This window comes from uncultured Dokdonia sp., assembly GCF_947492815.1.
In the GTDB taxonomy this organism is placed as follows: domain Bacteria; phylum Bacteroidota; class Bacteroidia; order Flavobacteriales; family Flavobacteriaceae; genus Dokdonia.
The window spans coordinates 100,726-122,494 of the sequence record NZ_CANLOB010000012.1; the positions used below are offsets into that span (position 1 = coordinate 100,726).

Here is a 21,769-nt window from a genome sequence, read left to right on the forward strand (position 1 = left end):
CACATAATTATATATTTACTAGATACATAAGATTAAAATTCATCATTATCTCAAAATGATGTATACATACTTACTAAAACCAATGATTCAATGAAACATTATTTATTAAGACTATTTCTATTTCTGGCCACAACATCATTAGTCGCTCAAGCTAATAAAGTAACTGTGGAGAATACTAGTGATGGCGCAAAATTGATAGTAGACGGGCAAGACCTTATGATTAATGGTATGAATTGGGATTATATCCCAATTGGTCAGACCGTAGCAACAACTTCCTATCAATTCTGGAATCAATCTGATGATATCATAAAGGAAGCTTTAGATGCAGAGATGTCACTCCTTAAAAACATGGGTGTAAATGTCATAAGACAATATGTAGGATTAAAACCAAAATGGGTTCAATATATTTATGAGAATTATGGTATTTATACCATGATCAATCATTCATTTGGACGTTATGGCCTTACCATAGATGGTGCATGGCAACCTATTACAGATTATGCTGATCCTCGTGTAAAAGAGCTTCTAATCAAAGAAACTACTGCAATGGCTCGAGAGTTTAAAGATACTCCTGGAATATTAATGTTTCTATTAGGTAATGAAAATAACTATGGCCTTTTTTGGGATGGAGCCGAAACAGAAGACGTTCCTGAAGAAGATAGTCGAATAAAGCCTAGAGCTAGAGCTATGTATAAGCTTTTTAATGAAGCGACTATCGAAATGAAAAAAATTATCACCTCACAACCTATTGCGATTTGTAATGGAGACTTACTTTTCTTAGACATCGTAGCAGAAGAATGTAAAGATATTGATATCTATGGTACAAACATGTATCGAGGCGTTTCTTTTGGTGATGCTTTTGAAAAAGTGAAAAATGAATTTGGAAAACCAATCATGTTTACTGAATTTGGATCAGATGCCTTTAATGCGAATCAGAACCAAGAAGACCAAAAAGCGCAAGCTTATTATATGGTGGGGAATTGGAAAGAAATTTATGCCAATGCTGCCGGTTTAGGAAAAGCAGAAAATTCATTAGGTGGATTTACTTTCCAATTTAGCGATGGCTGGTGGAAATATGGTCAAACCACAAATTTAGATACTCATGATAATAATGCTTCATGGGCTAATGGAGGATACCAATTTGATTTTGAAGAAGGAGAAAACAATATGAATGAAGAGTGGTTTGGTATCTGTGCAAAAGGACCTACAAATGCTAAAGGACTTTATACATTGTATCCAAGAGCTGCATATTATGCCTTAAAAGAAGCACACGAATTAAATCCTTATGCATTAGGAACCACTGCTGCTTCTGTTGAAAATCACTTTAATAATATTCAACTTATTGACGCCGTATTAAGAGCTCGTGGTGATAAAGCAGCCTCTGGAAGCTCCGGAGGAAGTAAAATTAAACTAAGTTCGTTAAGAGCTGAGTTTACAACATTTAACACGGGAGGTAAACGCATAACAACACCAGATGATAGAGACCCAAATGCAAACGTATTTCCTGACCAATTAGGATTTGATAATATGGAGTCTTATTACATTGGTGTAGAAGCAAATCCAATGCCTGGACTAAAAGCAAATGTGGTAACCAACATTTTAGGAAATGTCGCTAGAAATCCTATCGATGAAATTTTCTTTGAAAATAGAGGTCGTCCAATAAATGTCCAAACTGACAATGGAATTGTACCTATTACAGATAATAATAGAGTTCAGATATACCAAGCTGAATTTGATTGGAATACAAAATATACAAATGTAAAAGGATTCTATCGTACAGGACATTATCACTGGGGATACGAAGGTGATTTCTTCGGATTATATCCTGAAGCAAACTATGGACCTAATATAGACCTATATAATGGTTTAGCTCCTTTTGGTTTTGAATTTGAAGGAAAGAAAGAATTCAAAGGACTTAAGGTCGCATTTGGTCCAGAATTATGGTGGGGAGCTAACCCTGCTGTTCTTGTAAAATATGAGAAGCAATTCGGAAAATATAAAGTAGCAGGTATCTTTCACGAAGATATCGCACAACAAGGAGGTGCTGGTGTAACATCTGGAGCTATTCCTCAGCCAAGAACGAGAAGGTTTACAGGATATGCACAACGCAAGTTTGGTAAGTTTGATGTAGAATTAGGTGCTATTTGGGGTGGTCAACCTTTAAATGGAAGAGAATATCAAGTTATTCAGAATGATGAAAATGGAAATACAAATGTTTTTGTCAATACCATCGATTCTGATGATAACTGGGGAGGTAAAGTAAAACTTAAATATACTGGAGGTAGGTTCAACTGGTATGCACAAGCTGCTGCTCAAGGACTCGTTGCCGGCGGTGGTGCAGATTATACAAAAACATTCACAGGTTGGAGATTAAAAGATAGTGGAAGTGGTAATCAATATAACTTCTTAACTGGTTTTACATATACTATAGGAGATTTACAAATTGCTCCTAACTTCTTATGGCAAGAGCCTTTAGTTGATCCAATTCCATTAGGATCACCTGCTCCTGCTAGAGCTAGAAATATTCTTGCTGATCCTTTTGTTGTAAGATCAAACAGAAGAACAACAGCAGGAGAACTATTATTAACCTATGATCCTACTCCTGGATCTTGGTTTTATGAGTGGGATAATGACAGAGCTGAAGATGCTCCATTTGCAGCTAGTTTAGGGTTTGTATATAGACATCTTCCAACAACACAAGATGCAGCTATTGGATTCTTTGGAAATAGTCGTGCTCCTGTGGCTTTTGACTCAGCGCCATCAGCACAAGATTTGTGGGAGATAAATGGTAGAGTGGTTTCTAAGTTTACACCAGATTTTGGATTGATAGCTAACTTCTTTGGAGGAAATGGTCAAGCAAACGGAAGTGATGATAGAGTTATTTATAGATATGGTACAGATGTGCGTGTGATCTATAATAAACTTAAATTAATGACTGAAGTAAAAATAGATGATTGGGGTCCTTTTGATTTCCATAGAGATTTCAACTTAACATTCCCTTTTCAGTTTAAGGTAGACCTTTCTACTACTGTAGGTAAACCAGACTGGTTTATCTTACCAAACACACGTATTGGTATCCGTTATACTTGGCGTTCTTTAGATAATTTCTCTCCGAGATTTCAATTTCAAGACCCAATTGACATGGGATTCCCTAACGGAAATGAGTGGGAAATTAGAACATATTTACACATTAACATTGGAAAATAAAAAGTCATGAAGAATATATTCACAACAAGAAAAATAAGCTACTTAATAGCCGCGCTGTTTTTAGTTATTAATTATAGTTGTCAGCCAGATGACGAAAATTTACAAGAAGCCACTTTTCCAAATATAGCAGATGTATTTATAGACTCATTTAGTGCTAGTCTAGAATACGCAGCTTTTGGAACTTCTAAAGTAACTGCTTTTGATGTAGATTCAGATATTACATTCCAAGGGGATCTCGCTATGCGTTTTGATATACCAAATACAAATGATCCAGAAGGAGGATTTGCAGGAGGTGTATTTACTACCGGCGTAGGTAGAAACTTAACAGATTATAATGTATTGACTTTTTATGCAAGAGCATCAAAAGGAGAAACTATCAATCAAATAGGATTTGGATTAACCTTTGAAGGAGAAGTATTTAGAACACAAGTGAACGGCATTCAAGTAGGAACTGCATGGCAAAAATACTTTATCCCAATTCCTAATTCTGCAAAACTTACACAAGAAAGAGGAATGCTTTGGATAGCAGAAGCTGCAGACGATGGATCTTCATACCAACTATGGATAGATGAAGTAAAGTTTGAAAACTTAAGCACATTTATACAAGAAAGCGCTCAAATATTAAACGGAGTAGATCAAGTAACAGCTGCTTCGGCAGGAAGTACAATTACGATAGATGGAGCATCGGCTACTTATAACCTTCCATCTGGTGTCTTACAAAGTCTTACGACAACAGCAGCATATTTTGATTATACTTCTTCTAATGAATCTGTTGCTACAGTAGATGAATTTGGTGTTGTATCCGTGTTAAGCGATTCAGGCTCTTCAATTATAAGCGCTACATTAAATGGTCTTGAAGCAGACGGATCTATTACATTTATGGATGTAGATGCCTCTGGAAATGTAGATGATTCTGATGCTACCGAAATAGGACTCCCATTAGGTTTTGAATCAACAACACTTAATTACAATCCAATAGGGTTTGAAGGAGCAGGTCCTTCTATAGCTGCAAATCCAGTAGTAGGTGGATTAAATAATAGTTCCAATGTCTTAAGATCATTAAAAAGTGAAGGATCACAATTCTTTGCAGGACAATTTATTGATCTAGATGTACCTGTTGATTTCTCAACAAATCAAATAGTGAGTGCTTTAGTATTAGCACCAAATGCAGGTACTCCTGTGAGAGTAGCGTTAGAAAACAGTCAAGATGCAAGTACACAAATCAGAGTAGATATTACAAACACCGTAAGTAATCAGTGGGAAGAACTCCTTTTTGATTTTACAGGACTTGTAAATCCTAGTATATCCTATGATCGATTAGTGATCATTTTTGATATAGATGAAGCAAACCCAATGCCTGGTGATGGTTCTGTATATTTTATAGATGATATTCAATTAACCGACGGCGATGGCGGCGGCGGCGGCGGCGGCGACAACCTATTGATCAATGGAGATTTTGAGCAAGGAATGACCGTATGGGAAGGAAATGGATTTAATGTTCAAACAGAAGGTGGTAATAGCTTTAATTTTGTAGATGTTGCTACAGCTGGTAATCCTTTTGATGTAAACTTAAGTCAAAGAGGTTTAGACATTGCAGAAGGTGATACATACACATTAACCTTTGATGCTTCTACAGATGCAGGTACAGGTAGTCGAACTATGATTGCTGGTATAGGACTCTTTGTCGCACCGTTTACAAACCAAACTATGGAAGTTACAGTTACTGAAACTACACAAACGTTTACCTTAGAGCTTACTGCTAATTTTACGTCTGTAGATAGTCGTGTGTTATTTGACATGGGAGCAGATACAGGTATTATAGTTATTGACAATGTTATTTTAGAATTAAATGACGGAGGCGGAGGCGGCGGAGGTGATAACGAACTCACCAATGGAGACTTTGAACAAGGAATGACTGTATGGGAAGGAAATGGATTTAATGTACAAACAGACGGAGGTAACAGCTTTAACTTTGTAGACGTTGCTACAGCTGGAAACCCATTTGATGTAAACTTAAGTCAGAGAGGATTAGTCATCAATGATGGAGAAACGTTCACATTAACGTTTGATGCTTCTACAGATACAGGTAGTCGAACCATGATTGCAGGTATAGGGCTCTTTGTCGCACCATTTACAAACCAAAGTATGGAAGTCACAGTGACAGATACCGTTCAAACATTTACCCTTGAACTTACTGCAAATTTCTCTTCTACCGATGGTCGTGTGTTATTTGACATGGGAGCAGATACGGGAGTTCTGGTAATTGATAATGTATCATTAGTACAAAACTAAAGACAAAAAATTATTTAATAAAGTGATAAAAGATATAGCTTCAGGGTACGCTTTCGCGAAAGCGTACTCAGTAACCACCCAACTGTAATGTATGGATCTATCTCTTTTGTTTCTCACAAAAAAAGGAAAATGAAAATAAAAAATGGAATCTTAAAAAGTATCGCATATGGTTTTATCTGTATGGCAGTACTAAGTTGTAATGACGACGAAGGAAGTACGATAGGTCTAACAAATCTTAATCTCGTATTTGAAGACGATTTTAACGGAGAAGCAGGAGCATCAATTAATCCTGAGTTTTGGAATTTTGATATAGGTACTGGAGATAATGGATGGGGAAATCAAGAACTTCAATATTATACAGATCGCCCAGAAAATGTATCCTTAGATGGTCAAGGAAATATGGTCATTACGGCTCGTAGAGAAAACTTTCAAGGATCACCTTTTACCTCTGCTAGAATAAATACTAGAGATAAAGTAGAGCAACAATATGGCCGTTTTGAAGCAAGAATACAAATGCCTGGAGGACGTGGTGTTTGGCCAGCTTTTTGGATGTTAGGAAGTAATATTGAAACTGAACCAGATGATGATCCTGCTACTATTGCATGGCCATTTGTAGGTGAAATAGATGTCACAGAAATGAGAGGTCAAGAGCCTTTTAGAACCATTGGAAGTATACATGGCCCAGGATATTCTGGAGGAGGTGCCATCTCTGGTGAATTAGATCTAGAAGATGAGCGTTTTGATACAGAGTTTCATGAGTTTGCTATTGAGTGGAGTCCTGATTTCATAGATTACTTTATAGATGGTATTCGCTTTAATAGAATCACTAAAGATGATATTCCAAATGGCGCCGACTGGGTTTTTGATGATCAACCTTTCTTTATACTATTAAATGTTGCGGTAGGTGGAACCTTTGTTGGATTTCCAGTAGACTCAACACCTTTACCTCAGCAAATGATTGTAGACTATGTACGTATATACGAGATAGGAAATTAATCAAGGTGTAAACAACAATATATAATAGCATCTATAGCATCAAATGGAAACATCATCTCCTGTTTGATGCTGTAGATAATAGAATAATCCCCTAAAGTGAAATACGGTCTTATCTGATAATTCAGATAACATACTATTTCTTAATCATAATGAGCGCTATAAGAAGTGCCATTTTCGTGAAAAATCATAAATGACAAAACAATCTATTTATATAGGACATCAACAAGCCTCTTATAATGAGCTTGAAATAAAAGGAGAACTTCTCAATATTGATAACGAAATCTATTATAAGATATCCAACAGTGATCAAATGAGGCCTTTTTTCATGAGTATCATTAGTAATTCAAACCATTGGATGTTTATTGCCAGTAATGGAGGGTTATCTGCAGGTAGAAAAAACTCAGACAATTCACTATTTCCTTATTATACAGATGATAAGATTACTGAATCTGCAGATGTAACAGGTAGCAAAACACTACTTAAAGTACAAAAGAAGGATAAAATATTTTTATGGGAACCGTTTTCAAACACATACAAAGGAGTCTATAATATCACTCGGAACCTATATAAAAACAACTATGGGAACAAAGTCATTTTTGAAGAAAAAAATACTGATTTAGGACTCACCTATAGATACCAATGGAGTTCTAGCGATACCTATGGTTTTGTCAAGAAATCTACACTTATAAATGATCAGGAAACGTCTGTAAAAGTAACTGTATTAGATGGTTTACAAAATATCGTTCCTTATGGTGTGGGTGAAGATTTACAAAAAGCAAGTAGTAATCTAGTAGATGCGTATAAGCGTAACGAACTTATAGAAGATACAGGTATTGGTTTATATGCACTCAGTGCTATTATTGTTGACAAAGCAGAGCCAAGCGAAGCATTAAAAAGTAATATTATCTGGTCTTTAGGTATAGACAATCCTACGTATCTTGTATCATCTCTTCAGTTAGAATCTTTTAGACGAGGAAAAACTATTCATCAAGAAACAGATGTTAAAGCAGAACGAGGTGCCTATTTTGTGGCTACAGAAATTGAGTTAGCAAAGAGCGAAAAAAAAGAATGGATGCTCATTGCTGATGTAAACCATACGATAAGTTCTATCACAGAGATTTCTGAAAAAATAAAGACAACTCCTAACCTTATGGAGTTAGTTCAAGAAGATATTGATGTAGGGACAGCACACCTTTTAGAATTAGCAGGTGCATCTGATGCGATGCAACTCAGTGACAATAAACTCAGAAATACACGTCATTTTTCAAATACGCTTTTCAATATTATGAGAGGTGGTATTTTTGATCACAATTATCAAATAGAAAAATGGGATTTTGAAACCTATATTGCAAAAGCAAACACCGCTGTTTTTGAAAAAGAAAAAGCAGTAATAGCAGCTTTACCTGATACATTCTCACTTCCCTTTTTAAAAGATATAGCTTCTAAAAGTAATGATCCACATTTTAAGAGATTATGCTTAGAATACATGCCATTAAAATTTAGTAGAAGGCATGGAGATCCAAGTAGACCATGGAATAAGTTTTCAATTAACACACGTAATGAGGTTGATGGTTCTAAAGTATTAGACTACGAAGGAAACTGGAGAGATATTTTTCAAAATTGGGAAGCATTATCACTTGCATATCCAGATTTTATTGAGAGTATGATTCATAAGTTTCTCAATGCAACTACGTTTGATGGATACAATCCATATCGTGTTACAAAAGGTGGCTTTGATTGGGAAACTATAGAAGAAGATAATCCTTGGGCATATATAGGATATTGGGGAGATCATCAAATCATTTACCTACAGAAGTTTTTAGAAATTATTGAAGGGCATCATCCTGGAAAACTTGCAAGTTTTTTTGATACAGACCTCTTTGTATATGCTAATGTTCCTTATATCATAAAAGAGTATACAGAAATATTAAAAAACCCAAAAGACACGATCGACTTTGATTTTAATCTTGATGATAAAATACGCAAGAGAAGAGCAACTTTAGGGGTAGATGGTGCTCTATTACAGACCTCAAAAAATGAGATCTACAACGTAAACCTCATCGAGAAAATATTAGCAACAGTGTTGGCTAAAATATCCAATTTCATTCCAGAAGCCGGTATTTGGTTAAATACACAACGTCCAGAATGGAATGATGCTAATAATGCACTTGTAGGGAATGGCGTCTCTATGGTAACCTTATATTATTTAAGACGATTCCTTCACTTCTTTGGAAATAGTATTGCAAATGCAACTATTGAAGAAACCAAAATATCTAAAGAATTACATGATTTTTATACAGGGATCACCTATACCCTTAGCGCACATAGAGATGTATTAAATAGTGCTATTTCTGACACAGATCGTAAAACGATTTTAGATGGTTTAGGTACTGCTGCTAGCATCTATAGAACGCAGATATACAAAAACAACTTTTCAGGAAAAAAAGAAACGATTTCATTACATAGTATATCTGATTTTATAACAACATGCCTATCATATATAGAACATACTATAGATGCAAATAAACGAGAAGACAATCTGTACCATGCATATAATTTGATGACCGTACATGGTGATAAGGAAGTTACAGTAAGTTACCTAGAAGAAATGCTAGAAGGGCAAGTAAGTGTCTTGAGTTCGGGATATCTTAGCTCAAAAGAGAATCTTGAGGTACTAGACGCTTTAAAAAGTAGCGCCTTATTTAGAGAAGATCAATACAGCTATCTCCTCTACCCTAACAAAGAATTAGCGAAGTTTTTAGATAAAAATCAAATCCCTGAAAAAGCAATAAGCGAATCAAAGCTTTTGCAACAACTTCTTGACCATAATAATAGTCAAATAGTACAGAAAGACATCAAGGGTCATTATCATTTCAATGGTAATTTTAATAACGCAAAGCGATTAAACGAAGCATTAGATACCCTAGATACTACCTATCAAAAACTCGTTACTAAAGAGCGTCAATTCTTATTAGACACCTATGAATTAGTATTCAACCATAAAGCATTTACAGGAAGATCAGGAACCTTCTTTGGATATGAAGGTCTTGGCTCTATTTATTGGCACATGGTTTCCAAATTACTACTGGCTGTACAAGAATGTTGTTTAAAAGCTATTAGAGAGCAGGAAAGCGATGAGATTATTGGTAGATTATTAGAACACTATTATGAAATAAATGAAGGCATTGGCGTTCATAAATCACCAAAACTATATGGAGCTTTCCCAACAGATCCGTACTCACACACACCGGCAGGTAAAGGAGCACAACAACCAGGAATGACAGGACAGGTAAAAGAAGACATCCTAAGTCGTTTTGGAGAATTAGGCGTTTTTGTAAATGATGGAAAACTTCAATTCAGTCCACATATGCTTCGTAAATCAGAATTTTTAAACACCCCACAATCATTTGATTATATCGATATAAACCTAAAAAAACAAACGATTCATATCCCTAAAGACGCTATTTGCTTTACCTATTGTCAAATACCAGTGATCTATACCATTTCAGAAAAAGCATGTATAGAAGTACGCTCAAAAGAAGGGACTTCTCAAACTTTTGATGCATTGCAATTAGATAACACCATAAGTAAGCAAGTATTTAGCCGTACAGGAGATATTGTTCAAATACATGTATCAGTAACTAACAACTATTTAAAATAGTATGTATATGCTTTCAAAAAATATAGTGATGCAGAAGTTTATGCTGAGCTTGTCGAAGTACGAAAGCGTATAGTAGCAACATACTTTTAATAAGAAAATATAAAATAATACAAGAACCCATGAAAAATATAAAACACATCATAGTTGGATTGCTTCTATCTTTTTGTGGATGGTCTTGTAAAAAAGATATGAAAGCCCCTGAAACTCCAAAAGAACTAATAGTGAAAAAAGTGACTGCAAAAGATATATTAGGAAATTCAGATTACTTAGCCATCTCTTATGGTGGATATCGTATGACTTCTCGTGATAGCCAACCTACTATACCGCAGCTAAAGGAAGATATGAAATTGCTGCATGCGATGAATATTAAAGTAATAAGAACTTATAATGTACAGTTAGCGCAAGCATCCAATATCCTAAAAGCTATTAAAGAGCTTAAAGAAGAAGATGTAAGTTTTGAGATGTATGTAATGTTAGGCGCCTGGATAGATTGCTTAAACGCATGGACAGATCAAGAACCAAATCACGATATAGAGAGTCCAGATAATGCCGCCGAAATTGATAGAGCTGTAAAGCTTGCTCAACAATACCCAAATATTGTAAAGATTATTGCGGTAGGTAATGAAGCTATGGTCAAATGGGCTACCTCTTATTATGTACAGCCAGATGTTATTTTAAAATGGGTAAACCACTTACAAGATCTTAAAGCAATAGGGACACTTTCAAAAGACTTATGGATTACGAGTTCAGATAATTTTGCTTCTTGGGGAGGTGGAGAAAATCAATACCACGTCAAAGCATTAGAAGATCTTATACAAGCAGTAGATTATCTATCTGTACACACCTACCCGATGCACGATACACATTACAATCCAACTTTTTGGGGAGTATTTGGTCAAGAAAACGAACTATCGCAACTTGAAAAAATAGATAAGGCAATGTTACGTGCCAAAAACTATGCCATTGCACAGACGGATAGTGTTGCTCGTTATATGAACAGCCTAGGAATAGATAAACCTATTCATATTGGCGAAACCGGATGGGCAAGCGCATCTAATGGTTTATATGGGCCTAACGGCTCTAAAGCTACTGATGAATATAAAGAGGCGCTATACTATGAACATATGCGTGATTGGACCAATGAGAATGGGATGTCATGCTTCTATTTTGAAGCCTTTGATGAACCTTGGAAAGATGCACATAACAGCGGAGGATCAGAAAATCATTTTGGCCTTTTCACAGTAGATGGAAAAGCAAAATATGCACTTTGGAAACTTGTAGACAAACAAGTGTTTAAAGGGTTAACACGTAATGGAAATCCAATAACCAAAACCTATAACGGAGATAAAGAAGCATTACTTACTGATGTGTTATCTCCTCCTGAAAAAGGAAAGGTGCTAGTGAATTAATACTTATGAAACTATTTAAAACATATCCGCTATTTATACTTGTAATTACCATAATGGCATGCACTAAAGAAAAAGAACAATCAAAAACACTTCAAGTAGACGTCTATGAGACCTCAGCTAGTGGAAATAAATTAACGGCTGTACAAACAATTTCTGAAGCAGATACTTTAGAAAAAATCACGCTTTTTCCAGAAAAAGAATTACAAACTATTACAGGATTTGGAGGCGCTTTTACAGAATCTTCTGCCTATTTACTAAATCGTTTAAGTAAGAAAAATAGAGATACCATTATACAAGCCTACTTTAGTAAAGAAGGAGCTAATTATTCACTTACTCGAACGCATATGAACTCTTGTGATTTTTCATTATCACAATATTCATATTCACCTGTTGAAGATGATATGGAATTGGAACATTTTACCATTCAAGAAGACAAAGATGATCTTATTCCTATGATTAAAGATGCAATGACAGCTTCGGATGATGGGTTCAAAATCTTTGCATCCCCTTGGACAGCTGCTCCTTGGATGAAAGATAACAACGAGTGGGTAGGCGGAAAATTATTACCGAAGTATTATGACACATGGGCCTTATTCTTTTCAAAATATGTAGACGCATACAAAGCTGAAGGTATTGATATTTGGGGCTTCACAGTAGAAAACGAACCGCATGGAAATGGTGATAATTGGGAAAGTATGCACTACACACCTGATGAGATGACCAATTTTGTACAAAATCATTTAGGTCCAAAACTAGAAACAGATGGGCATGGTGATAAAATTATTTTAGGATATGACCAGAATAGAGAAGGCTTAAAAGAATGGGTAGACTCTATGTATGCTACCGAAGAAACCTCAAAATATTTTGATGGTACTGCCATACATTGGTATGAAAGTACGTATGAAGTATTCCCAGAAGAATTACAATATGCGCATAACAAAGCCCCAAACAAATTACTCATAGAAACAGAAGGCTGTATTGATTCTGAAGTACCTGCATGGAAAGATGATACGTGGTATTGGAGTAAAGAAGCTACAGATTGGGGGTTCGATTGGCGTGAAGAAGAAAAAAAATACTTACACCCTAAATATGCTCCTGTAAACAGATATGCAAGAGACATTATAGGTTGCCTTAATAACTGGGTAGATGGTTGGGTAGATTGGAATATGGTATTAGATACCCAAGGAGGTCCAAACTGGTTTAAAAACTGGTGTGCAGCTCCTGTCATTGTAGATCCAGAAAAAGATGAAGTATACTTTACACCGTTATACTACACCATGGCACATTTTAGTAAATATATACGCCCTGGCGCAAAAGTAATTGCTCTTGATAGTCCAGCAGATAAAAAATTTATGGTCACTGCTGCCAAAAATCCTGATGGCTCTATTGCTGTTGTTGTTTTTAATGAAAAACCACAGGCAAGAAATTTTAGCTTAATACTTAAAGAAGAAACGGTAAACCTTCATATTAAAGGACAAGCGTTGCAAACAATTATGATCCCGAGTCGTAAATGATACTATATAGCATACACATAATGAATACTACGATAACTCGTAATAAGATGGAGTCTTTATACGCTTTCGCGAAAGCGGACTTAGAATTATTACCGTTATTAATCAACTAATTACTAACTAAAACTCTAAAAATTATGTCCACAACTACCCAAAAAGTCCCATTCGGTCAGAAAGTAGCCTTTGGTGTTGGAATGCTTGCCAATCAAATGTTTCCTGCTGCTTTAGCAATTTTTATGGTAGTATTAACTCAAGATTATGGGATTTCTACAATTTTGTGGGGAGTTTTATTTTTTCTTCCTCGTATTTTCGATGCTTTTACAGATCCGTTAATGGGTTTTATTTCGGATAATACTAGATCTGTTTGGGGAAGACGTAGACAATATGTTTTTATTGGCGCAATTATTATGGGAATTTCTTTTTCTATTATGTGGCAATTATATGAAGCTGATGGCCCAGATTATAATTTTATATACTTCTTGATATGGTCATTGGTTTTTTATCTAGGTATGACCATATTTAGTGTTCCTTATGTTGCCATGGGATATGAAATGAGTGATGATTTTCATGAACGCACAAATATTATGGCAGTTGCGCAGTCTATAGGACAATGGGCTTGGGTCATTGCACCATGGTTTTGGGTAGTTATGTATAATGATGATTGGTTTGGAGTTACCACTGAAACAACAAGAACATTAGGTATTTGGGTTGGTGTTACTTGTGCTCTTTTAGCTATGGTACCTGCTCTTTTTATAAAAAGCAAATCAACTAAAGATGATGAAAGTCTGACTCCTTTAACTATGAAAAATTTAGGAGGTAGTTTTAAACAAATCATTGATAACTTCAAAGAGGCTTTTAAAATTGGAGCTTTTAGAAAATTATGCTTTTCAACATTTTTAATATACAATTCTTTTAATGTAGTTGCTGGTTTTTCATTTTTTATTGTAGTTTATTATTTATTTAATGGAGATGCAAAAGCAGCAGGACTATGGCCAACATTATTAGGAAGCGTAGGAGCCTTAGCAACGACTTTCTTAGTTATTCCAATTGTAGCAAAAATGTCAAAAACCTTAGGAAAAAAGAAAGCTTTCTTATGGTCTCAAGGAATTTCAGTTTTAGGATATATTATGTTATGGTTTTTATTCATTCCAGGTAAACCTTACATGTTTTTATTTGCATTGCCTTTTTTCTCTTTTGGAATTGGAGGCTTGTTTACGCTCATGATGTCTATGACTTCAGATATTATAGATATTGACGAATTAAATACAGGAAAACGAAGAGAAGGCGTTTTTGGCGCTATTTACTGGTGGATGGTAAAATTTGGTTTTGCCATTGCAGGATTATTGACAGGCGCAATAATGACATTAGTAGGTTTTGTACCAGATACCGTTAATTCTGAAGCCTCTATTACCGGAATAAGAATATTTTATTCAGGTTTACCCATACTTGGTACACTTGGAGCCATGTGGATCATGCGTAGTTATAATCATACAGAAGAACGCTCATTAGAAATAAGCGCAGAATTAGAAAGACGCAAAAAAACAACGTCTTTTTATCAAACAGGTAAACTAGCAACGTTAACAGGCACTTCAGTAACTAGTGACTCAAAATATGATATAGATTTTAGTGGGATGTCTACCGATGAACTCAAATCACTATTTACCAAATCATTAAATGGGGGTTTACACGGGATATGTTTTAGTCCATATACAGAAGGACAGGATATTGGTGATCAACTATCTGAAGCGCAAATACAACGCCGTATGGATGTTATTGCGCCTTATACCAAATGGGTGCGTTCATTCTCTTGTACAAATGGAAACGAATTCATTCCACAAACGGCGCATAATAAAGGCCTGAAAACCATGGTAGGTGCATGGATTGGAAGCGATAAAGCTCAAAATAATAAAGAAATTGATGCGCTTATTCAACTTGCAAAAAATAAGCTTGTAAATATTGCTGTAATAGGTAATGAAGTACTCATGAGAGGTGATTTAAATGTGCAAGAAATTATCGTACACATCAATAAAGTGAAAAAGGAATTACCAGGCATCCCTGTAGGATATGTAGATGCGTATTACCAATTTCATGAGCATCCAGAACTTATAGAAGTGTGTGATGTTATTTTAGTAAACTGTTACCCATTCTGGGAAGGGAGTAGTATTGAAGACGCCACTCGCTACCTAAGACAAATGTATACAGCAACAAAAGATATTTCAAAAGGGAAACCAATCATTATTACAGAAACTGGATGGCCAAATCAAGGAGATAGTGTAGAAGGTGCGATGCCTACTACAGAAAATGCCATGAAATATTTCATTTCTGCTAGTAATATGTCTAAAAAAAGCGCTATACCCCTATTCTATTTCTCCTCTTTTGATGAGTCATGGAAAGTACATCAAGAAGGTGATGTAGGGGCACGATGGGGATTATGGGATACAAGTGAAAAATTAAAATATTAATACATATGTCATATAGAGGAGATCATAATTTTCTACTTGAAAACACAGATTTCACACACCACAAAGGTGTTGATTTTAGCAAGTATACTACTAAAGAATTAGAAAAGCTTTGGAGAAAAACAGTAAAAGCTGGAATGCACGGACTGTGTTTTAGTATGTACGAAGATGGACAAGAACCTGGCGATGTAATTACTGAAGCACAAGTAGAACGCAGAATAAATATCATAAAACCTTATACAAAATGGGTGCGTTCCTTCTCTTGTATTGAAGGTAACGAATACATTCCTCGTATAGCACACAAACATGGAATGAAAACTATGGTAGGTGCATGGCTAGGGGATGATCTTCAAAAAAATGAAGATGAAATTGAAGCTCTCATTGCACTCGCAAAAGAAGGCTGTGTAGATATTGCAGCCGTAGGAAATGAGGTGATGTATCGAGGTGATCTTACTGAAGAACAATTGTTAGACTATATCTATATTGTTAAAGAAGCATTGCCAGATATTACTGTTGGATATGTAGATGCATATTACGAATTTTCTCATAGGCCAAAAATCACAGAAGCTTGTGATGTGATCTTATCTAATTGTTATCCCTATTGGGAAGGATGTGACCAAGAAAATGCTTTAAATCACATGCAGCAAATGTTTGGACAAGCTACCCATGCTGCAAATGGTAAAAAAGTAATTATTACAGAAACAGGATGGCCTAGTCATGGAACCAATCTAAAAGGAGCCTATCCTTCAAAAGAAAATGCCATGAAATATTTTATCAATGCACAGGCTTGGTCTGCAAAAGAAAATATAGAATTATTCTATTTCTCTTCCTTTGACGAATCATGGAAAGTAGGTCCAGAAGGTGACGTAGGTGCCTATTGGGGATTATGGGATAAACGTGAAAAATTAAAATACTAAAAACAATATATAGTACAAATAACTCAAATCAATTGATTCCATTAGTAGAAGATTTTTTTAAGTAGCTTGAACCCCCTTAAAACAACGCATCCTCATTTTACATATTAAAATGGGGATGTTTTATGCTGTATCTAATGCGCTCCAAAATCTTTAACTCCCGCTTCTATCCGAATGGTTAAATCATTATATTCAGGAGGAATAGGACAACTATAACCCGTGGTATAAGCACAATAAGGATTGTAGCTCTTATTAAAATCTATAATCAATGTATTATTTATAATATCAGACTGCTCTATGTCTACATAACGACCACCACCATAGGAACCATCTCCACTGGTATAATCTGTAAAAGGTAAGAAAAGACTTTGTCCGTACTCATGCTCAGGATGTTCTATATAATAGGTGTTTTGATAAATGGGTAATGTAAAAATCTCCTCATCTATTTCAAATTTTGCAATACCATACATCACATACTCTCTTGTACGACCTGTAGATAAAGACATTTCAAATGGTGTTGCATTAGGTGTCTTGGTAAACGTTGCGCTTACGCGAAATTTTAAATCGACTGGGTAGAATTCCAATCCGTCAAATTTTCTTAATTGTTTCTTACTTAGAATAGAAGTTTCTGGATCTTCATAATCTTCAGAAAGTGATTTTTGATATTCTTGTGCTTGTGCTATCAACAATGAATCATCAACGTTTACAGAAGTATCTGACTGAGAAACAGCAATTTTCGCGAAAGCGAAAACAACTAAAAAAATATAAAATTTCATTTTTCTTGTTTTAAGTGTGTACAAGTAACACATTTTTTACTTAGTTTTGAAGTATCAAATAAAAAAACAATGAAACAAGTCAATACATGTTACCGATCTCAGAAGTGGAATTTCCACTGTCGGACGCTATGTATTGTTTCTATATAAAAAATAAGTAACAATTCTTAAAAGTCCGACCCTCTGTGTCGGACTTTTTGCTTTTATAAAGTCGGCACAGGGTATCTATATAAACTCACTAAAACACCTGTGTTATGAAACTCATACTGCGCAATTATATAAAAACATTTGAAGGCCTCTCTAAAGAAGTATGGTGGCTGTCACTCATTACTTTTGTAAACCGCTTTGGGGCGATGGTGATTCCATTTCTATCTATTTACCTTAATGAAAGTATAGGAATTACATTAAGTGATATCGCATGGATCATGTCTGCTTATGGTTTAGGATCTGTAGTAGGATCCTATATAGGAGGAAAATTAACAGATCTTATAGGATATTATAAAGTAATCCTTTTAAGTCTCTTTTTTACAGGAATTAACTTCCTATGGGTGATGCATATTGCTTACTTCTGGGGATTATGTTTTTCCTTTTTTATTTTGATCACACTTGCTGATATGGGACGTCCTGCATTTTTTGTGGCGTTAAGTGCCTATTCAAAACCAGAAAATAAAACACGATCTCTTACGCTATTGAGACTTGCTATTAACTTAGGAATGGGAGCTGGACCAATGATAGGTGGTCTTTTAATTGGAACTGTAGGGTATCATGCACTCTTCTATGCCGATGGGTTTACCTGTTTACTTGCTGCCCTATTAATGATGTATGTATTAAATCCAAAAACGGTAAAAGAAGTAGATACCGAAGTGGTTGTAGAAAACCCTATAGCGCCAGAAAAAGACATCACCTATGTTTATTTTCTTATAGGTCTCATACTATTTGCCATGGCATTTCTTCCTCTATTTACGGTAGTACCCCTTTATTATACAACTGTTTATGAAATAAGTAAACCTAATATTGGATTATTGATGGGAATCAACCCAATAATGATCGTGCTATTAGAAATGCCATTGGTCACTTGGCTACTAAAAAAGAAGTATGATAATATACAACTCACTATTATAGGAATTGCGTTTACAGGACTCAGTTATATTGTGCTTGTATGGGAAGCGTGGATAGGTGTTTTATTTATTTCTATTGTACTGATGACTTTTGGGGAAATGATAGGATTTCCTTTTAGTAATAAATTTGCATTAGATCGTTCTAAAATAGGGAAGCAAGGTGCTTTTATGGGATTGTATTCTATGGCTTTTGCTATAGCCAGTATTTTTTCTCATAATGCAGGTATGCAAATAACTGCAAAATATGGGTTTAAGGTGGTTTGGTTATTTATATTTGGACTCACAGTTATTGCTTGTTTTTTTATGTACTTATCTAGACGAAAAGTAATGGAAGAAACAACGACAAAACAACTATATTTAAAATCTAAATAATATACATGAAGCATCTATTTATACTAATAGCGGTTCTAGCACTCTACTCTTGCGAAACTAAAGAAAGAAAACAAATAGAAACAGAGGTGCCTAATACAGAAATTACTACGTCAAATAACGCTTTCGCTAAAGCAAAGCCAGAATTAAAAGAAGGGCGATATAATGTCGCCTTTCTAATTATGGACGGAACCTATAATACGGAACTCACAGCACCGTTTGATATTTTTCAACATACACAGTATCGTGAAAACATCAAACAGATGAATGTATTTACAGTTGCAAATACTTTAAATCCTATCCGTACATTTGAAGGTATGTACCTCCTACCCGATTTTGATTATACTGCGCCAGATCTCCCTAACATTGATATTCTGGTCGTTCCAAGTGCAGAACATCATTTAGATACCGATTTGGATGATGAAGTAATGATCAATTTTGTTAAGAAAGTAGATCAGAATGCCTTGTATATGACATCACATTGTGATGGTGCTTTTGTTTTAGCAAAAGCAGGACTATTAGATGGTAAAGTATCTACTACCTTCCCAAGTGATATAGATAAGATGCGCGATACGTTTCCACAATTAGATATCCGTAAAGAAGTATTATTTGTACACGATGGAAAGTACATTACCTCAGCGGGTGGTGCCAAAAGTTTTGAGGCAGCACTCTATCTGGCAGAACATTTATATGGAGCAGAAATTGCTCGATCTCTTGCTGGAGGTCTTGTAATTGATTGGAAATTAAATGAAGTCCCTCATTTGATTGTGGAATAGTTTATCGGAAGTAACCTTTATGAGTCAACAACCTTAGACCAAGTCCAAAAAGCTTTTATACACAACTGAATTTTAATTTTGAAGTAAGTCTCAGGGTATTAAACCCTTTGACAGTGCCAATAAACACAAAAAAATGCGCTAAAATATAGCGCATTTTTTGTGCTGTATTTTGTCTAAAATACGGATTCAACCTTTTTTTTCTCATTATCTCACAACTACTTTAGCTTCAAAATAAATCATTGTTAACAAGAGATTTAGATAAAAAAACCGAAGACCAATTTCTAGAACGGCCTTCAATAATTAACAAACAAAATCATGAAAAATACTATTTTAACATGCTCTCTATTCTTAGGGTTCATCACACAAACAATGGTAGCGCAACAAACTACTACTAATCTAGGCGCTGGCTCTGGAACAAATGGAAATGATAATACTAATATAGGATATCAAACAGGTCCAACGACTACAGGCTTCAGTAACACATTTGTAGGGTCACTTTCTGGGTCATCAAACACAACCGGAAGGAATAATGCATTTGTAGGAAAATCTTCTGGACAATCAAATACAACAGGAAATGGCAACGTATATTTAGGAAACGACGCCATGACTTCTAATCAAACAGGACATAACAATGTAGCTGTTGGAAATAGAGCTGGATCAAGTAATAGTGCTGGATCTAGAAATGTATTTCTAGGGACAAGAACAGGAATGAATAATCAAGGGTTTGGTAATGTATTTATAGGAAACAGAGCTGGAGAATTCGAATCTGGAAACGATAAATTATATATAGATAATACGCAAACAAGTACACCTCTTATTCATGGTGATTTCGCAACTGATTTAGTATCTATCAATGGGCGACTTTTTGTAAATGGATCGATACAAAGTAATAGCGGTCTTGCAGTTAGTTCACTCGATAATTATCTAGCAATAACACGTTCTCTAACACCTGGAAAATGGTCCTTTAGTACTGGTAGTTCGGTCCTTCCTGGCCCTACTCCTCCTTTAGGGAGTACTATTTTTATGAATGTAGATCAAGCGAGTAAAAACATCGGTATTGGGCAAAACTCTAGTACAGAATTTGCACAATTTACCATCACAAATAGTGGTGTCCCTTTGGCTTTTGAAAATTCAAGCACTGCTAATAATGCTGGTGGATTGTGGCGTTTCTTTCAAGTAGGTAATGCCGTAGGTTTTGATGTAAATACAGGAAGTACTGGGAATGAATTTGGAAATAATTACAAACGTCCGTTACGTATGAGTAATAATGGAAATGTAGGACGTGTAGGTATAGGTATTACACTTCAAAACCCTTCTTACGAACTTGATGTAAATGGTACGATAAGAGCATCATCAGTGATTACAAATTCTGACAAGCGTTTCAAGCAAAATATAACTCCTATCACAAATGCTTTAGATAAAATAAATGCTATGGAAGGGGTGAGTTATCAGTTTAAAGAGTTTAAAAAAGAAGGATATAATTTACCATCTGAAGAGCAATTTGGGCTCATCGCACAAGACGTTCAAAAGATTGCTCCTCACATTGTGAAAGAAGATGAACAAGGATATTTAGGAATTGATTACATAAAAATCATTCCATTACTTATTGAATCTGTAAAAGAACAGCAAGCAAGTATTACAACACTTCAAGAAGAAAATGAGGATTTAAAACAAGCTATTCGTCAACTGACTGGAGAAGATACAAACACGTCTAAAAAAGCGTCAATTGACGCCATATTATATCAAAACACACCTAATCCATTACAAGATCAAACAACCATTACCTATCAACTCTCTAAAGAAGCTATGCTAGGAAATGCCGTTATAGAAATTTATGACTTTAATGGGACTGTTATTAAACGTTACACTAATTTAAAAGAAGGGAGAAATAGCATTGAGGTACAGTCATCACTATTAACATCTAGAGTTACTTTTTACAGACTTATCGTAAAAGGGGAAGTCATAGCTACAAAAAAAATGTTGAAACGATAAATAGCACCACACATTCATTCATCAATTCAACAAGAAGGTCTCTAAGAAGATTTATTTCGTTAAACTGAACTTGTTTCAAAATGACGTTTTAAACTACTTTTTAGAACCTTCTTTATACGTTTAATCACTTTTCTTTCTATGGTTGTGAATTTCATAGGTTCGCTTTCGCGAAAGCGTATAAAACTTTCATTACATCCGAAATATTATTTTTACATGATGCCTAATACATTACCTCAGCGGTTGGTAGCATAAGTTTTGAAGTAGCACGTTCTCTTACTGGAAGATTTGTTAT

12 protein-coding genes are annotated in these 21,769 nt (G+C 35.2%); 11 read left to right on the forward strand and 1 reads right to left on the reverse strand.

Features of this window, described 5'->3' with window-relative positions; all coding sequences use genetic code 11:
* The first annotated feature begins 90 nt into the window (after positions 1-90).
* From Q1A01_RS12740 to Q1A01_RS12775, 8 genes are all read left to right on the forward strand, one after another.
* A complete protein-coding gene (locus Q1A01_RS12740) occupies positions 91-3,207 on the forward strand; it encodes a glycosidase (RefSeq protein ID WP_299681287.1) in 3,117 nt (1,038 codons plus the stop codon).
* Positions 3,208-3,213: 6 nt separating this feature from the next.
* Entirely contained in the window at positions 3,214-5,499 is a 2,286-nt protein-coding gene (locus Q1A01_RS12745) for a carbohydrate binding domain-containing protein (RefSeq protein ID WP_299681290.1), read from the forward strand.
* A 129-nt stretch (positions 5,500-5,628) separates the two neighbouring features.
* Entirely contained in the window at positions 5,629-6,495 is an 867-nt protein-coding gene (locus tag Q1A01_RS12750) for a glycoside hydrolase family 16 protein (protein WP_299681293.1), read from the forward strand.
* 190 nt (positions 6,496-6,685) lie between these two features.
* Positions 6,686-10,156 (forward strand): hypothetical protein, encoded by a 3,471-nt coding sequence (locus Q1A01_RS12755; RefSeq protein WP_299681296.1) that lies wholly within the window; start codon positions 6,686-6,688, stop codon positions 10,154-10,156.
* A gap of 119 nt (positions 10,157-10,275) precedes the next feature.
* Positions 10,276-11,565: a glycosyl hydrolase family 17 protein gene (locus Q1A01_RS12760; protein ID WP_299681299.1), complete on the forward strand. Its 1,290-nt coding sequence runs from the start codon at positions 10,276-10,278 to the stop codon at positions 11,563-11,565.
* A gap of 5 nt (positions 11,566-11,570) precedes the next feature.
* Positions 11,571-13,079 carry a glycoside hydrolase family 30 protein gene (locus Q1A01_RS12765; protein WP_299681302.1) on the forward strand — a complete coding sequence of 503 codons (1,509 nt, stop codon included), beginning with the start codon at positions 11,571-11,573 and terminating at the stop codon, positions 13,077-13,079.
* Between the two features lie 134 nt (positions 13,080-13,213).
* Entirely contained in the window at positions 13,214-15,538 is a 2,325-nt protein-coding gene (locus tag Q1A01_RS12770) for an MFS transporter (RefSeq protein ID WP_299681304.1), read from the forward strand.
* A 5-nt stretch (positions 15,539-15,543) separates the two neighbouring features.
* Positions 15,544-16,452, forward strand: coding sequence for a glycosyl hydrolase family 17 protein (locus Q1A01_RS12775; RefSeq protein WP_299681306.1), 909 nt, complete (start codon positions 15,544-15,546; stop codon positions 16,450-16,452).
* A gap of 131 nt (positions 16,453-16,583) precedes the next feature.
* Here the strand turns inward: Q1A01_RS12775 and Q1A01_RS12780 are convergent, their stop codons facing one another.
* The gene (locus Q1A01_RS12780; protein ID WP_299681308.1) at positions 16,584-17,225 is read right to left on the reverse strand and encodes a DUF1684 domain-containing protein; all 642 of its coding nucleotides are present in this window, start codon (positions 17,223-17,225) and stop codon (positions 16,584-16,586) included.
* 251 nt (positions 17,226-17,476) lie between these two features.
* Here Q1A01_RS12780 and Q1A01_RS12785 point away from each other — a divergent pair, with 251 nt between their 5' ends.
* From Q1A01_RS12785 to Q1A01_RS12795, 3 genes are all read left to right on the forward strand, one after another.
* Positions 17,477-18,712 (forward strand): MFS transporter, encoded by a 1,236-nt coding sequence (locus Q1A01_RS12785; protein WP_299681310.1) that lies wholly within the window; start codon positions 17,477-17,479, stop codon positions 18,710-18,712.
* Positions 18,713-18,717: 5 nt separating this feature from the next.
* Positions 18,718-19,485 (forward strand): DJ-1/PfpI family protein, encoded by a 768-nt coding sequence (locus tag Q1A01_RS12790; protein WP_299681312.1) that lies wholly within the window; start codon positions 18,718-18,720, stop codon positions 19,483-19,485.
* A 315-nt stretch (positions 19,486-19,800) separates the two neighbouring features.
* Positions 19,801-21,477 carry a tail fiber domain-containing protein gene (locus tag Q1A01_RS12795; RefSeq protein WP_299681314.1) on the forward strand — a complete coding sequence of 559 codons (1,677 nt, stop codon included), beginning with the start codon at positions 19,801-19,803 and terminating at the stop codon, positions 21,475-21,477.
* The last annotated feature ends 292 nt before the right edge of the window (positions 21,478-21,769 follow it).

What these genes read in the sequence shown, in the direction of transcription:
- Q1A01_RS12740 (WP_299681287.1), top strand. Translation starts at nt 91, where the DNA reads ATGAAACATTATTTATTAAGACTATTTCTATTTCTGGCCACAACATCA.
- Q1A01_RS12745 (WP_299681290.1), top strand. Translation starts at nt 3,214, where the DNA reads ATGAAGAATATATTCACAACAAGAAAAATAAGCTACTTAATAGCCGCG.
- Q1A01_RS12750 (WP_299681293.1), top strand. Translation starts at nt 5,629, where the DNA reads ATGAAAATAAAAAATGGAATCTTAAAAAGTATCGCATATGGTTTTATC.
- Q1A01_RS12755 (WP_299681296.1), top strand. Translation starts at nt 6,686, where the DNA reads ATGACAAAACAATCTATTTATATAGGACATCAACAAGCCTCTTATAAT.
- Q1A01_RS12760 (WP_299681299.1), top strand. Translation starts at nt 10,276, where the DNA reads ATGAAAAATATAAAACACATCATAGTTGGATTGCTTCTATCTTTTTGT.
- Q1A01_RS12765 (WP_299681302.1), top strand. Translation starts at nt 11,571, where the DNA reads ATGAAACTATTTAAAACATATCCGCTATTTATACTTGTAATTACCATA.
- Q1A01_RS12770 (WP_299681304.1), top strand. Translation starts at nt 13,214, where the DNA reads ATGTCCACAACTACCCAAAAAGTCCCATTCGGTCAGAAAGTAGCCTTT.
- Q1A01_RS12775 (WP_299681306.1), top strand. Translation starts at nt 15,544, where the DNA reads ATGTCATATAGAGGAGATCATAATTTTCTACTTGAAAACACAGATTTC.
- Q1A01_RS12780 (WP_299681308.1), bottom strand. Translation starts at nt 17,225, where the DNA reads ATGAAATTTTATATTTTTTTAGTTGTTTTCGCTTTCGCGAAAATTGCT.
- Q1A01_RS12785 (WP_299681310.1), top strand. Translation starts at nt 17,477, where the DNA reads ATGAAACTCATACTGCGCAATTATATAAAAACATTTGAAGGCCTCTCT.
- Q1A01_RS12790 (WP_299681312.1), top strand. Translation starts at nt 18,718, where the DNA reads ATGAAGCATCTATTTATACTAATAGCGGTTCTAGCACTCTACTCTTGC.
- Q1A01_RS12795 (WP_299681314.1), top strand. Translation starts at nt 19,801, where the DNA reads ATGAAAAATACTATTTTAACATGCTCTCTATTCTTAGGGTTCATCACA.